Annotated in this window: 11 protein-coding genes and 1 pseudogene; 7 read left to right on the top strand and 5 right to left on the bottom strand. The window is 61.4% G+C overall.

The window, feature by feature from the left end; translation table 11 throughout:
• Nucleotides 1-48: 48 nt before the first annotated feature.
• Both CWC48_RS11410 and CWC48_RS11405 read left to right on the top strand, forming a co-directional pair.
• A complete protein-coding gene (locus CWC48_RS11410) occupies nt 49-1473 on the top strand; it encodes a PLP-dependent aminotransferase family protein (RefSeq protein WP_100491885.1) in 1425 nt (474 codons plus the stop codon).
• Between the two features lie 62 nt (nt 1474-1535).
• Complete coding sequence (locus tag CWC48_RS11405) at nt 1536-3104, top strand: phospholipase D family protein (protein WP_078050729.1); 1569 nt, start codon at nt 1536-1538, stop codon at nt 3102-3104.
• Nucleotides 3105-3228: 124 nt separating this feature from the next.
• On the opposite strand, the gene CWC48_RS11400 is transcribed toward CWC48_RS11405, so the two are convergent.
• Together CWC48_RS11400 and CWC48_RS11395 are read right to left on the bottom strand one after the other, a co-directional pair.
• Nucleotides 3229-4371, bottom strand: a complete 1143-nt coding sequence (locus tag CWC48_RS11400) for an MFS transporter (protein WP_100491884.1) — start codon at nt 4369-4371, stop codon at nt 3229-3231.
• A gap of 149 nt (nt 4372-4520) precedes the next feature.
• On the bottom strand, nt 4521-6014 hold the full coding sequence (locus CWC48_RS11395) for an aldehyde dehydrogenase (RefSeq protein WP_078050731.1): 1494 nt from the start codon (nt 6012-6014) through the stop codon (nt 4521-4523).
• Nucleotides 6015-6244: 230 nt separating this feature from the next.
• Here CWC48_RS11395 and CWC48_RS11390 point away from each other — a divergent pair, with 230 nt between their 5' ends.
• Complete coding sequence (locus CWC48_RS11390) at nt 6245-6607, top strand: cupin domain-containing protein (protein WP_015886527.1); 363 nt, start codon at nt 6245-6247, stop codon at nt 6605-6607.
• 72 nt (nt 6608-6679) lie between these two features.
• Here the strand turns inward: CWC48_RS11390 and rpmG are convergent, their stop codons facing one another.
• Both rpmG and rpmB read right to left on the bottom strand, forming a co-directional pair.
• On the bottom strand, nt 6680-6835 hold the full coding sequence (rpmG, locus tag CWC48_RS11385; RefSeq protein WP_003176906.1) for a 50S ribosomal protein L33: 156 nt from the start codon (nt 6833-6835) through the stop codon (nt 6680-6682).
• Between the two features lie 11 nt (nt 6836-6846).
• Nucleotides 6847-7080: a 50S ribosomal protein L28 gene (rpmB, locus tag CWC48_RS11380; protein WP_010207494.1), complete on the bottom strand. Its 234-nt coding sequence runs from the start codon at nt 7078-7080 to the stop codon at nt 6847-6849.
• 458 nt (nt 7081-7538) lie between these two features.
• Here rpmB and CWC48_RS11375 point away from each other — a divergent pair, with 458 nt between their 5' ends.
• Entirely contained in the window at nt 7539-9131 is a 1593-nt protein-coding gene (locus CWC48_RS11375) for an ABC transporter substrate-binding protein (protein WP_100491883.1), read from the top strand.
• Between the two features lie 685 nt (nt 9132-9816).
• Here the strand turns inward: CWC48_RS11375 and radC are convergent.
• Nucleotides 9817-10491 (bottom strand): DNA repair protein RadC, encoded by a 675-nt coding sequence (gene radC / locus CWC48_RS11365; protein WP_100491882.1) that lies wholly within the window; start codon nt 10489-10491, stop codon nt 9817-9819.
• A gap of 161 nt (nt 10492-10652) precedes the next feature.
• Between radC and coaBC the strand changes: the two genes are divergently transcribed.
• The 3 genes and pseudogenes from coaBC to CWC48_RS11345 form a co-directional block, all read left to right on the top strand.
• Nucleotides 10653-11861 (top strand): bifunctional phosphopantothenoylcysteine decarboxylase/phosphopantothenate--cysteine ligase CoaBC, encoded by a 1209-nt coding sequence (gene coaBC / locus CWC48_RS11360; protein WP_010207499.1) that lies wholly within the window; start codon nt 10653-10655, stop codon nt 11859-11861.
• Between the two features lie 5 nt (nt 11862-11866).
• Complete coding sequence (gene dut / locus CWC48_RS11355) at nt 11867-12322, top strand: dUTP diphosphatase (RefSeq protein ID WP_078050734.1); 456 nt, start codon at nt 11867-11869, stop codon at nt 12320-12322.
• Between the two features lie 246 nt (nt 12323-12568).
• Nucleotides 12569-13984 (top strand): annotated as a pseudogene (locus CWC48_RS11345) (phosphomannomutase/phosphoglucomutase); the annotation flags it as partial.
• Nucleotides 13985-14003: the final 19 nt, after the last annotated feature.

The following is a 14003-nucleotide window of genomic DNA, read 5'->3' as shown; positions in this document are numbered from 1 at the left end:
ATCCTGTATTTTCCGGTTATCTGTACTGGTCTCCCGGGAGCGAGCGCCATGACTCTTTACGTGAATCTCGCCGAATTGCTGGGCACGCGCATCGAACAGGGCTTCTATCGCCCAGGTGATCGCTTGCCGTCTGTACGGGCCTTGAGCGTGGAACACGGGGTCAGCCTGAGCACCGTGCAGCAGGCCTACCGCTTGCTTGAAGACAACGGCCTGGCGATGCCCAAGCCAAAATCCGGGTACTTCGTGCCGGTCGGACGCGAGTTGCCGGCCCTGCCCGAAGTCGGCCGCCCGGCCCAACGACCGGTAGAGATATCCCAGTGGGACCTGGTGCTGGAATTGATACGCGCAGTGCCGCGCAAGGATGTCATACAGATGGGTCGCGGCATGCCAGATGTATTGTCGCCCACCCTCAAGCCGCTGCTACGCAGCCTGGCCCGCGTGAGTCGCCGCCAGGACCTGCCAGGCCTGTATTACGACAATATCCTCGGCTGTATGGAATTGCGCGAGCAGATCGCCCGCCTGTCCTTGGATTCCGGTTGCCAGCTGACGGCCGAGGACATCGTGATCACCACCGGCTGCCATGAGGCGCTGTCCGCCAGCATCCATGCCATTTGTGAGCCGGGCGATATCGTCGCGGTGGACTCGCCGAGCTTTCACGGCGCCATGCAGACACTCAAGGGCCTGGGGATGAAAGCCCTGGAGATTCCCACCGACCCCATCACCGGCATCAGCCTCGAAGCCTTGGAACTGGCGCTTGAACAGTGGCCGATCAAGGTCATCCAGCTCACACCCAACTGCAACAACCCCCTGGGCTACATCATGCCGGAGGCCCGCAAGCGCGCGCTGCTGACCCTGGCCCAGCGCTTTGACGTGGCGATCATCGAGGACGATGTGTATGGCGAACTGGCCTACAGCTACCCACGCCCGCGCACCATTAAGTCGTTCGACGAAGACGGCCGTGTATTGCTGTGCAGCTCGTTTTCCAAAACCCTGGCACCCGGATTGCGCATCGGCTGGGTGGCGCCCGGTCGCTACCTGGAACGGGTGCTGCACATGAAATACATCAGCACCGGCTCTACCGCCACGCAGCCGCAGATCGCGATTGCCGAATTCCTCAAGGGTGGCCACTTCGAACCCCATTTGCGGCGGATGCGCACGCAATACCAGCGCAATCGCGACTTGATGCTCGATTGGGTCAGCCGCTACTTCCCGGCAGGCACCCGCGCCAGCCGGCCCCAGGGCAGTTTCATGCTGTGGGTCGAGCTGCCTGAGGGCTTCGATACACTCAAGCTCAACCGCTTCCTGATTGAGCAAGGTGTGCAGGTAGCGGTAGGCAGCATCTTTTCTGCATCGGGCAAATACCGGAACTGCCTGCGCATGAACTACGCTGCCAAGCCAACCGCACAGATTGAAGAAGCCGTGCGCAAGGTCGGGGCCGCCGCAATCAAGATGCTCGCAGAGACCGCCGACTGACCTTTCGCGGGAAATTGCCGTCATATGCCGACAACCGCCCTGATCTGGAAGCAACTCCCTTGATGATTCAACGGCTATTACCGTTTTTCCTGTTGGGAGCCCTGACCCTGGGTGGCTGCGCCAGCGTGAGCACGCCGCGCGTCCCCAGTGACGCCCTGCCCGCCGCACAGTCATCGTTCGGGCGCTCTATCCAGGCCCAGGCCGCGCCATATCAGGGGCGCTCGGGCTTTCGCCTGTTACCCAACAGCAGCGAAGCGTTCATGGCCCGCGCCGAATTGATCCGCAACGCCCAGACCAGCCTCGACCTGCAGTACTACATCGTGCATGACGGCATCAGCACCCGCATGCTCGTGGACGAACTGCTCAAGGCTGCCGACCGTGGCGTGCGGGTGCGCATCCTGCTGGATGACACCACCAGCGACGGCCTCGACCAGATCATCGCCACCCTCGCCGCCCATCCCAAGATCGAGATCCGCCTGTTCAACCCTTTGCACCTGGGCCGCAGCACAGGCGTCACGCGGGCCATGGGGCGGTTGTTCAACCTCTCGCTGCAACATCGGCGCATGCACAACAAGCTGTGGCTGGCGGACAACAGCGTGGCCATCGTCGGTGGGCGCAACCTGGGGGATGAGTATTTCGACGCCGAGCCCAACCTGAACTTCACCGACATCGACATGCTTAGCGTGGGGCCGGTGGCGGAGCAACTGGGCCACAGTTTCGACCAATACTGGAACAGTGCCCTCAGCAAGCCCATCGACGACTTCGTTTCAAACACCCCGTCCAAAGGGGACCTGGCCGCTGCCCGCGTACGCCTGGAAGCGTCGCTGGCCGAGTCGCGCCAGCAGAACCACGCGCTGTACAACCGCTTGCGCACCTACCAGACCCAACCGCGCATGGACACCTGGCGCCGCGAACTGATCTGGGCCTGGAACCAGGCGCTGTGGGATGCGCCGAGCAAGGTACTGGCCAAGGCCGATCCGGACCCTCGCCTGCTGCTCACCACCCAGCTCGCGCCGGAACTGGAAGGGGTCAATCACGAGCTGATGATGATCTCGGCCTACTTCGTGCCGGGGCAACCGGGGCTGCTGTACCTGACCGGGCGCGCCGATGCAGGCGTGTCGGTCAGCTTGCTGACCAATTCCCTGGAGGCAACCGACGTGCCTGCCGTGCACGGCGGTTATGCGCCCTATCGCAAGGCGCTGCTGGAGCACGGAGTGAAACTCTATGAATTGCGCCGCCAACCGGGCGACCCCAGCGCTGGCAGCGGACCGCACCTGTTCCGGCGCGGCACCTTCCGTGGCTCGGACTCCAGCCTGCACAGCAAGGCGATGATCTTTGATCGGGAAAAGTCGTTTATCGGCTCGTTCAACTTCGACCCACGCTCGGTGCTGTGGAATACCGAAGTGGGTGTGCTGGTCGACAGCCCGGAGCTGGCGGAGCACGTGCGCAACCTGGCCCTGCAAGGCATGGCGCCGGCCTTGAGCTATGAGGCGAAGTTGCAGGATGGCCAGGTGGTATGGGTGACGGAGGACAACGGCCAATTGCACACCCTGACCCGCGAGCCGGGCAGTTGGTGGCGACGGTTCAATGCCTGGTTCGCCACCTCCGTCGGCCTGGAACGCATGCTCTAAAAACGACACAGAGCAACTGTAGGAGCCGGCTTGCCGGCGATGGCGGCGTTTCAGTTGATCAATTCGCGGGCTGACACACTGCCATCACTGGCAAGCCAGTGCCTACAGGGGATGCATTTTCAGATCAGGCCGGCTGTGCTGCGCCGAATGCACCTTGGCGCAGCAACAACAGCACCAGGCCCAGCGCACCGGCTGCCATCAGCAGCGGCAGCGCATGGCCGCTGATCCACTGGCTGCCAGCACCGGCCACCAAGGGACCGACCAGGCAGCCGATACCCCACAATTGCGCCACGTGGGCATTGGCGCGCACCAGCGCGTCGTCGCGGTAACGCTCGCCGATCAGGATCAGCGACAAGGTGAACAGGCCTCCAGCACTTGCACCGAACACCACCCAGATCGGCCAGATCAACGGCGTGTGCATCAGCAGAGGAATCGCCAGGCTCGATGCCAGCAACAACACAGCACAGCTCAGGAACAACGTGCGCCGAGGCAGGTAGTCGGCCAGCGCCCCGATGGGCAGTTGCAGCAGCGCATCGCCGACCACCACTGTACTGACCATGGCCAGGGCCATTTCGGCGGTGAATCCCTGCTGCAGGCAGTACACCGGCAGCAACGTGAGGATCATCGCCTCAAAGGCGGCGAACAAAGCCACCGCCCAGGCGATCGCGGGGAGGCTCAGGCAGAAGCGCCACAGTTGCGCGAAGGTTACGCTGAACGACTCGGCGCTCGGCGCGCCGGAGCGCCCCAGCAGCAACAGCGGCGCAACCATCAGCAAGCCTACGCCCACCCAGAAACCGTAGTCATGGTCGGTGCCGATCAGCCCCAGCAACAACGGGCCCGACAGCTGGCTCAAGGCATAGCTGCAGCCGTACAGCGCCACCAGCCGGCCGCGCCAATGCTCCACCACCAACTGGTTGATCCAGCTTTCGCCGAGGATAAACACGATGGTGAGGATCACGCCGATCATCAGCCGCAATACCAGCCAGACCGGATAGCTGGGCAAGACCGCCAGCAAACCGATGGAGACCGCGCCCGCCCACAGGCACAGGCGCATGAGGTTGGCGGTGCCGAGCCATGAAGCCAGGCGACTCGACACCTTCGCGCCGAGCAGCACGCCAAAAGCCGGCATCGCCGCCATCACACCGATGGCGAAACTGCCATAACCCCAGCTTTCAAGGCGCAGGGACACCAGCGGCATGCTGACACCCAGCGCCAGGCCGACGCTGAGCACCGAGGCCAGGACGGCGAAATAAGTCGCCCAACGCATGTCCACGCTCCTGTGGATAGTTTTTAAGATCACACAAAACAGTGTGGGAGCGGGCTTGCTCGCGAAAGCGGCGTACCAGTCAATACATACGTGACTGTCATACCGCATTCGCGAGCAAGCCCGCTCCCACATTTGGCCTGCGGTGTTGCTTAGAGCTTGATCCAGGTCGCCTTCAGCTCGGTGTACTTGTCGAACGCATGCAGCGACTTGTCGCGACCGTTACCCGACTGCTTGAAGCCACCGAACGGCGCAGTCATGTCGCCGCCGTCGTACTGGTTGACCCACACGCTACCGGCGCGCAGGGCCTTGGCAGTCAGGTGCGCCTTGGAGATATCCGCCGTCCACACCGCTGCGGCCAGGCCGTATTGGGTGTCGTTGGCAATGGCGACCGCTTCCTCGGCACTGTCGAACGTGATCACCGACAGGACCGGACCAAAGATCTCTTCCTGGGCGATCTTCATCGCGTTGGTCACACCGTCGAAAATCGTCGGTTCGACGTAAGTGCCGCCAGTTTCTTCCAGGGTGCGCTTGCCACCGGCGACCAACTTGGCGCCGTCGGCATGCCCGGCTTCGATGTACGAGAGCACGGTGTTCATCTGCTGGGTGTCTACCAATGCGCCCACATTGGTGGCCGGGTCCAGTGGGTTGCCGGGCTTCCAGCCTTTGAGGGCCTCGATCACCAGTGGCAGGAATTTGTCCTTGATGGAGCGCTCCACCAGCAGACGCGAACCTGCGGTGCAGACCTCACCCTGGTTGAAGGCAATGGCACCGGCGGCGGATTCGGCGGCGGCTTGCAGGTCCGGCGCGTCGGCAAACACGATGTTCGGGCTCTTGCCGCCCGCTTCCAGCCATACACGCTTCATGTTCGATTCGCCGGAGCGGATCAACAGTTGCTTGGCGATTTTGGTGGAACCGGTGAACACCAGGGTGTCGACGTCCATGTGCAGTGCCAGCGCGTTGCCGACCGTGTGGCCGTAGCCCGGCAGCACGTTGAACACGCCTTTTGGAATACCGGCCTCAACGGCCAGGGCCGCGATGCGGATGGCAGTCAGCGGGGATTTTTCGGACGGCTTGAGGATCACCGAGTTACCAGTGGACAGCGCCGGGCCCAGTTTCCAGCAGGCCATCATCAGCGGGAAGTTCCACGGCACGATGGCGCCGACGACGCCAACCGGCTCACGGGTCACCAGGCCCAGTTGGTCGTGCGGGGTAGCCGCGACTTCGTCGTAGATCTTGTCGATCGCTTCGCCGCTCCAGCTCAGGGCATTCGCCGCGCCGGGTACGTCGATGTTCAGGGAGTCGCTGATCGGCTTGCCCATGTCCAGGGTTTCGAGCAGCGCCAGCTCTTCGGCATTGGCCTTGAGCAACGCGGCGAAACGGATCATGGCGGACTTGCGTTTGGCCGGCGCCAGGCGCGACCACACGCCGGAATTGAACGTGGCACGCGCGTTTTCCACGGCGCGCTGGGCATCGGCGGCGTCACAGCTGGCAACAGTGGCCAGCAGGCGGCCATCAACCGGGCTGATGCATTCGAAGGTATCACCGGAAGCGGCGGCGGTGTACTCGCCATTGATGTAGGCACGGCCTTCGATCTTGAGATCCTTGGCGCGTTGTTCCCAGTCGGCACGGGTCAGGGTGGTCATGCGAGTGTCCTCCTCTTATTGAATACAAGGGCCAGGCGATGTGCCCCGGCAGCCTCAAAGAATGCTTGCCCCGCCAGCCAGCTGTTCGGCTCAAGGCAGCTGCCACCCTAAACCAGCGGCTGGGGGTGTTTCAATATATTTGACATAACGCCAGTAAACGCCCTTGCGATGTTCATTTTAATAAACATAGACTTTGGGCTCTCCAACCGCAGGCCAGACGGGACACGCACATGAGCATCCAGGACATCGTCGACTTCAGCCAAGCCAGCACCGCCCCAGACCGCTACCGCCCCGCTGCCGAAAAAATCCTCAAGGGCGATCCCGAGCAAACGATCTACAACCACTACAACAGCCCGTGCGGCCAGATGAGTGCCGGCGTTTGGGAAGGCGAAGTCGGGCAGTGGAAGGTCAATTACACCGAGCATGAGTACTGCGAGATTGTGCAGGGCGTGTCCGTGCTGCGTGATGCCGATGGCAATGCCAAGACCTTGCGCGCCGGCGACCGCTTTGTGATCCCTGCCGGGTTCAGTGGCACTTGGGAAGTGCTGGAGCCTTGCCGCAAGATCTACGTGGTGTTCGAACAGAAAGCCTGATCAGCCAAATCGCAGGCAAAAAAAAGCCCGGATCGTGAGATACGGGCTTTTTTTCACAAGGAGGAAAATCAATTACTTGATTTTGCCTTCTTTGTAGATCACGTGCTTGCGAACGCGCGGGTCGAACATTTTCTTTTCGAGCTTGTCCGGAGTAGTACGCTTGTTCTTGTCGGTAGTGTAGAAGTGACCAGTACCGGCGCTAGAGATCATTCGAATCAATTCACGCATGATATAGCTCCTTAGATTGTGCCAGCGCGGCGCAATTCAGCCAGCACGACAGTGATGCCACGCTTGTCGATGATGCGCATGCCTTTAGCAGATACGCGCAGACGGACGAAACGTTTCTCTTCTTCAACCCAGAAGCGGTGATGCTGCAGGTTCGGCAGGAAACGACGACGGGTTTTGTTATTTGCGTGGGAAATGTTATTCCCAGTCACCGGACCCTTACCGGTAACTTGACAGACTCTCGACATGCCTCAGCCCTCTAAAACCACATGCCCAACCCGGCATGGGTTGGCCGCTTAATCTCTCAGTCATTTGGCGCCAGGCGCCGCGTTTCTTTAGGGTCTTACCGGCTACACCTACAAGCGAAGGAACCGGGCCCCTAGAAAAGAGCGCTGCTTTATACCAGAAAGACCTAGGTGCAACAACAGCCCGAGTGTTTTTACTGGCGTAAATCTTGGCGGCAGACGCCTGAACCGTTGCCAGGAGGGGCCGCTGTCACAGCCGACCGCTCGTCGCACAGAATGATTTTCAGCGCTCGCGGGCACGGTGAAGTGCACGACAAAACGCGCTGAGGTGCCATCAAAACAGCATTTGGCGCAAAAGCACAGGCAAAAATGGGCTAGTCATTTACCTATCAGACCACTACGGTAGGACTTTTCCAGACTGCACTCGCAGATGGGCCTTCGATCTGCAAAGGAAACCGAACATGCGCCTCGCTGCCCTACCGCTATTGCTAGCCCCTCTCTTTATCGCCCCGCTGGCCTCTGCCGCCAGCAACCTGAGCGTCTGCACCGAGGCCAGCCCCGAAGGGTTCGATGTGGTGCAATACAACTCGCTGACCACTACCAACGCTTCGGCCGACGTGCTGATGAACCGCCTGGTGGACTACGATGCGGCCAGCGGCAAACTGGTGCCAAGCCTGGCGGACAGTTGGGAAGTTTCGCCGGATGGCCTGACCTATACCTTCAAGCTGCACCCGGAGGTGAAATTCCACCGCACCGATTACTTCACCCCAAGCCGTACCCTGACCGCCGAAGACGTGCGCTTCAGCTTCGAGCGCATGCTCGATCCGGCCAACCCATGGCACAAAATCGCCCAGAGCGGCTTCCCCCACGCCCAGTCGCTGCAACTGCCGACGCTGGTGAAGAAAATCGACGCCCTCGATCCGCTGACCGTGCGCTTTACCCTGGATCACGCCGACTCCACCTTCCTCGCCGCCCTGAGCATGGGTTTTGCCTCGATCTACCCGGCGGAATACGCCGACAAACTGCTCAAGGCCGGCACGCCGGAGAAGCTCAACAGCCAACCGATCGGCACCGGGCCGTTCATCTTCAGCCGTTTCCAGAAGGATGCCGTGGTGCGCTACAAGGCCAACCCGGACTACTTCGCTGGCAAACCGTCTGTGGATAACTTGATCTTCGCCATCACACCGGACGCCAACGTGCGCCTGCAGAAATTGCATCGCGATGAGTGCCAGATTGCCCTGTCGCCCAAGCCGCTGGATGTGGGCGAGGCCGAGAACGACCCGGCACTCAAAGTGGAAAAAACCGCTGCATTCATGACCGCCTTCGTGGCCATCAACAGCCAGCATCCGCCCCTGGACAAGCCGGAAGTGCGCCAGGCGATCAACCTGGCCTTCGACAAAGGCAGCTACCTCAAAGCCGTGTTTGAAGGCACCGCCGAAGCCGCCAACGGCCCTTACCCGCCCAACACCTGGAGCTACGCCAAGGACCTGCCCGGTTATCCACAAGACCTTGCCAAGGCCAAGGCACTGCTCGACCGCGCCGGGCTCAAGGACGGTTTCAAGACCACCATTTGGACCCGCCCTACCGGTAGCCTGCTGAACCCCAACCCCAACCTCGGCGCACAACTGCTGCAAGCGGACCTGGCCAAGGTCGGCATCCAGGCCGAGATCCGCGTGATCGAATGGGGCGAGCTGATTCGCCGCGCCAAAGCTGGCGAGCACGACCTACTGTTCATGGGCTGGGCCGGCGACAACGGCGACCCGGATAACTTCCTGACCCCGCAGTTCTCCTGCGCAGCGGTGAAATCCGGCACCAACTTCGCCCGCTACTGCGACCCCGCGCTGGACAAGCTGATCAGCGCCGGCAAGACCACCAGCGAACAAGGTGTACGCAGCAAGCTGTACCAGCAGGCCCAAGCGCAGATCCAGCAGCAGGCACTGTGGCTGCCGCTTGCACACCCAACCGCGTTTGCCCTGGCCCGCAAAAACATCGAAGGCTACCAAGTGAGCCCGTTCGGCCGGCAGGACTTCTCCAAAGTCAGCGTTAAACCGTAACCGCCCCGTACGAAGGCCGTATGTATCTAGACCAAGCTAACCAAGATGCGAAGCGAGTCGCTCTTGATCCTGCTCTTGATCCGCTTTTGATCTAAAGCGCCCCATCAAACACGCTGGCCGGAGTTCGACAGGGACTTGGGGGGTAAACTGGCAGGGATGCCGGTTTAGCCGCCAAAATACCTGTCGGATTACGGGTACACCGAGCCTAGGCGAGGTGCCGAGTGTTGGGGCAAGAACCCTTTGCTTACTTTGGGCTGGGCCGGCATTCCGGCTTTTCCAAAGTGAGCCGCCGTAAGGGCGGAACCCATAGCAGCCTTCCTCCAAATAACGGATATGTACCCGGTCTGATCCACTATCCAGGTCGGCTGTCAGGCCGCCTTCGCAGGCAAGCCAGCTCCCACATTTGGATCGCGGGGTGACAGTTAGAGAGCGGTCGTCTGTCAGGCCGCTTTCGCAGGCAAGCCAGCTCCCACATTTGGATCGCGGGGTGACAGTTAGAGAGCGGTCGTCTGTCAGGCCGCTTTCGCAGGCAAGCCGGCTCCCACATCTGGCTCGCGGGGTGACAGTTAGAGAGCGGTCGTCTGTCAGGCCGCTTTCGCAGGCAAGCTGGCTCCCACATCTGGATCGCGGGGCAACAGATAGACAGTGGTCGTCTTTCAGGCCAACTTTCCGAGCAAGCCAGTTCCTACATCCAACCATATTCCGCCATCGACAACGGGTCACCATCCCCGACAATGATGTGGTCCAGCACCCGCACGTCCACCATTTCCAGGGCTTTCTGCAACAATTTGGTCAATTTTCGATCAGCTGCGCTCGGCTCAAGGCTGCCGGAAGGATGGTTATGGCACAGGATCAACGCCGCGGCGTTGTAGGCCAAAGCGCGCTTGACCACCTGCCGGGGATACACCATCGCCGTGTCGATGGTGCCTTGGGACAACGCCTCGAAGCCCAGCACCCTGTGCCTTGAATCAAGAAACAGGCAGCCGAAGATCTCATGAGGCTCATGGCGCAGCATGGCCTTCAGGTAGTCCCGCACGGCCACGGGGCTTTCCAGCACCGAGTCGCTTCGCAGGCGCTCGGCCATGTGCCGCTTGGCCATTTCCAGCACCGCCTGCAACTGGGCAAACTTCGCCGGCCCCAGGCCCAATTGTTGGTTGAACAATGTCTGGCTGGCCTCCAGCAGTGGGCGCAAGCCGCCGAACTGCGCCAACAAATGGCGCGCAAGGTCTACCGCGCTCCTGCCGGAAACCCCGGTACGCAGGAAGATCGCCAACAACTCGGCATCCGACAGGCTTGCCGCGCCCCACTCCAAAAGCTTCTCTCGCGGCCGCTCTGCTGCTGGCCAATCGCGAATACTCATCCCACCTCCCTGTCCCTATGCGCGCTATGCGCCATGTGCGCCGCTGTTGCCAAGCGGACGCTGTGTTATCGTAGGCCCTCTTTTTTGCAGGCGATTTCCCCTGGGGAGGGGGCATCGCAGGCGTCACTGAACTGGCATCACTGAACTGGAAAGGCAAACCAATGCAGCGTCTGTATCGGAAACGCATCGTTCTCGGCGTTGGCGGCGGCATTGCCGCCTACAAGAGCGCAGAGCTGGTCCGCAGGCTCCTGGACCAAGGCGCCGAAGTGCGCGTGGTCATGACGCGCGGTGGCAGTGAATTCATCACCCCGCTGACCATGCAGGCATTGTCCGGGCACCCGGTTCACCTGGATCTGCTGGACCCCGCGGCCGAAGCCGCCATGGGTCACATCGAACTGGCCAAATGGGCCGACCTGGTGCTGATCGCGCCGGCCACTGCCGACCTGATCGCCCGCCTGGCCCAGGGCATCGCCGATGACCTGCTGACCACCCTGGTACTGGCCACCGACGCTACCGTTGCCATCGCCCCGGCCATGAACCAGGCCATGTGGCGCGACCCGGCCACCCAAGCCAACACCCAACTCCTGCAAAGCCGTGGCCTCAAGGTGTTCGGCCCGGCCTCCGGCAGCCAGGCCTGTGGCGACGTCGGCATGGGCCGCATGCTCGAAGCCACCGACCTGGCGCTGTGTGCCGCCGAGTGTTTCCAGCACCTGGCCCTGACCGGCAAGCACGTGCTGATCACGGCGGGCCCGACTCAGGAAAATATCGACCCGGTGCGCTACATCACCAACCATAGCTCAGGGAAAATGGGCTTTGCCTTGGCCGAAGCGGCGGTCGAGGCAGGCGCACGTGTCACCTTGATCACCGGCCCGGTGCATTTGCCGACCCCTGATCGGGTCACGCGAATCGACGTAGTCAGCGCCCGCGACATGCTGGCGGCCTGTGAGGCAGCCATTCCGTGCGACCTGTTTATCGCCTCGGCAGCGGTGGCGGACTACCGCCCGGAAGTCGTCGCCCCGCAAAAACTCAAGAAAGACCCTACAAGCGGTGACGGCCTGCTCCTGCAAATGGTGCGCAACCCGGACATCCTGGCGACCATCGCCACCCGTGCGGACCGACCGTTCAGTGTTGGCTTTGCCGCCGAGACCGAGCACCTGCTGGACTACGCAGCACGCAAATTGAAAGACAAAAACCTCGATCTGATCGTTGCCAATGATGTCGCCAACCCGAGCATTGGCTTCAACAGCGAGGAAAATGCCATCAGCGTGATCGACCGCGAGTTGCACGCCACCGTTTTCGCCCAGACCAGCAAAGGCAAGATTGCCCGCCAACTGATCTCTTTTATCGCCCAACGGCTGAACCAGGTTTAATTTCCATGCACGCTTTGCAAGCCAAGATCCTCGACCCACGCATCGGCAACGAATTCCCACTGCCGGCCTACGCCACACCGGGCTCCGCCGGCCTTGACCTGCGCGCCATGCTCAAGCAAGACACCGTCCTTGAGCCGGGCCAGACCCTCCTGATTCCGACCGGCCTGTCGATCTATATCGGTGACCCTGGCTTGGCGGCGCTGATCCTGCCGCGCTCCGGCCTGGGCCACAAACACGGCATCGTGCTGGGCAACCTGGTGGGGCTGATCGACTCGGACTATCAGGGCGAGTTGATGGTGTCGTGCTGGAACCGTGGCCAGACCGCGTTCAACATCGCCGTCGGCGAGCGCATTGCCCAGTTGGTACTCGTGCCAGTGGTGCAGGCGCACTTCGAACTGGTCGAGGAATTCGATGAAACCCAGCGCGGCGCAGGTGGTTTCGGGCATTCCGGCAGTCACTGACTAAGCTGAATCTGGCCGGGCACCCTTGCCCGGCCCGACGCCACCGCAAGGCCTTTCAGGACGAAGAATGCGCGGACTTTATGAGCGAGATTTCCCCATAGAAATCAAAGCATTACGCAGACAACAAGGCGGAGCCAGCGCTCCGATGGCATTTTTGCACCACGAACTCTCTGCCGAAAACGCCGTCATACCCTTCAGTTTGAGCCTGCCGGTCAGCCACATTAAGGCCAGCCTTGCCCCTTTCAGATGGAGTTTCCCCCCGCGATGAGTACCGCAGCCCGAGTAGCCCCGACATTCCCCGACAGCATCTTTCGCGCCTATGACATTCGTGGCGTGGTGCCCAAGACCCTGACTGCCGAAACCGCCTATTGGATTGGCCGCGCCATCGGCTCCCAGAGCCTGGCCCAGGATGAGCCCAACGTTTCGGTCGGCCGTGACGGTCGCCTGTCCGGCCCGGAACTGGTGGAGCAGTTGATCCAGGGCCTGGCCGACAGCGGTTGCCATGTGAGCGACGTCGGCCTGGTGCCGACGCCTGCGCTGTACTACGCAGCCAACGTACTGGCCGGCAAGTCCGGGGTGATGCTCACCGGCAGCCATAACCCGTCGGACTACAACGGTTTCAAGATCGTCATTGCTGGCGACACCCTGGCCAACGAACAGATTCAGGCCCTGCACGAGCGCCTGAAAAATAACGACCTGACCAGCGGTAAGGGCACCATCACCAAAGTCGACATCCTGCAGCGCTACTCTGACGAAATCACCCGTGACGTCAAACTCGCGCGCCGCCTCAAAGTGGTTGTGGACTGCGGCAACGGCGCGGCCGGCGTGATCGCCCCGCAGTTGCTCGAAGCCTTGAACTGCGAAGTGATTCCGCTGTTCTGCGAGGTCGACGGCAACTTCCCCAACCACCACCCGGACCCGGGCAAGCCTGAGAACCTGGTGGACCTGATCGCCAAGGTCAAGGAAACCGGGGCTGATGTGGGCCTGGCCTTCGACGGCGACGGCGACCGCGTGGGTGTGGTGACCGAGACCGGCGAAATCGTGTTCCCGGATCGCCTGCTGATGCTGTTTGCCCGTGACGTGGTGGCGCGCAATGCCAACGCCGAAATCATCTTCGACGTGAAGTGCACTCGCCGCCTCACCCCGCTGATCAAGGAATATGGCGGTCGCCCGCTAATGTGGAAGACCGGTCACTCGTTGATCAAAAAGAAAATGAAGGAAACCGGCGCGCTATTGGCTGGCGAAATGAGCGGTCACGTGTTCTTCAAGGAGCGCTGGTTCGGCTTTGATGACGGTATTTACAGCGCTGCGCGCCTGCTGGAGATCCTCAGCAAGGAAAAATCCACCGCCGAAGAGCTGTTCCAGACCTTCCCGAACGATATTTCTACGCCAGAGATCAATATCCATGTGACCGAGGAGAGCAAATTCAGCATCATTGACGCACTGCACGATGCGCAATGGGGTGAAGGCGCCAACCTGACCACCATTGATGGTGTGCGAGTCGATTACGCCAAAGGCTGGGGCCTGGTTCGCGCGTCCAACACCACACCGGTGCTGGTCCTGCGTTTCGAGGCGGATACCGAGGCTGAGTTGCAGCGCATCAAGGACGTGTTCCACGCCCAGTTGAAACGTGTTGCCCCTGATCTCCAATTACCGTTCTGATTTTTTACCGGAGCCCTGA

Source organism: Pseudomonas sp. S10E 269 (assembly GCF_002798465.1).
Taxonomy (GTDB): domain Bacteria; phylum Pseudomonadota; class Gammaproteobacteria; order Pseudomonadales; family Pseudomonadaceae; genus Aquipseudomonas; species Aquipseudomonas pergaminensis.
The sequence above is the reverse complement of the archived record's forward strand: the minus strand, read 5'-3'. Positions and strand labels throughout refer to the sequence as shown.

Coding starts and splice junctions, on each gene's coding strand:
- CWC48_RS11410 (WP_100491885.1), top strand. CDS start 49: ATGACTCTTTACGTGAATCTCGCCGAATTGCTGGGCACGCGCATCGAA.
- CWC48_RS11405 (WP_078050729.1), top strand. CDS start 1,536: ATGATTCAACGGCTATTACCGTTTTTCCTGTTGGGAGCCCTGACCCTG.
- CWC48_RS11400 (WP_100491884.1), bottom strand. CDS start 4,371: ATGCGTTGGGCGACTTATTTCGCCGTCCTGGCCTCGGTGCTCAGCGTC.
- CWC48_RS11395 (WP_078050731.1), bottom strand. CDS start 6,014: ATGACCACCCTGACCCGTGCCGACTGGGAACAACGCGCCAAGGATCTC.
- CWC48_RS11390 (WP_015886527.1), top strand. CDS start 6,245: ATGAGCATCCAGGACATCGTCGACTTCAGCCAAGCCAGCACCGCCCCA.
- rpmG (WP_003176906.1), bottom strand. CDS start 6,835: ATGCGTGAATTGATTCGAATGATCTCTAGCGCCGGTACTGGTCACTTC.
- rpmB (WP_010207494.1), bottom strand. CDS start 7,080: ATGTCGAGAGTCTGTCAAGTTACCGGTAAGGGTCCGGTGACTGGGAAT.
- CWC48_RS11375 (WP_100491883.1), top strand. CDS start 7,539: ATGCGCCTCGCTGCCCTACCGCTATTGCTAGCCCCTCTCTTTATCGCC.
- radC (WP_100491882.1), bottom strand. CDS start 10,491: ATGAGTATTCGCGATTGGCCAGCAGCAGAGCGGCCGCGAGAGAAGCTT.
- coaBC (WP_010207499.1), top strand. CDS start 10,653: ATGCAGCGTCTGTATCGGAAACGCATCGTTCTCGGCGTTGGCGGCGGC.
- dut (WP_078050734.1), top strand. CDS start 11,867: ATGCACGCTTTGCAAGCCAAGATCCTCGACCCACGCATCGGCAACGAA.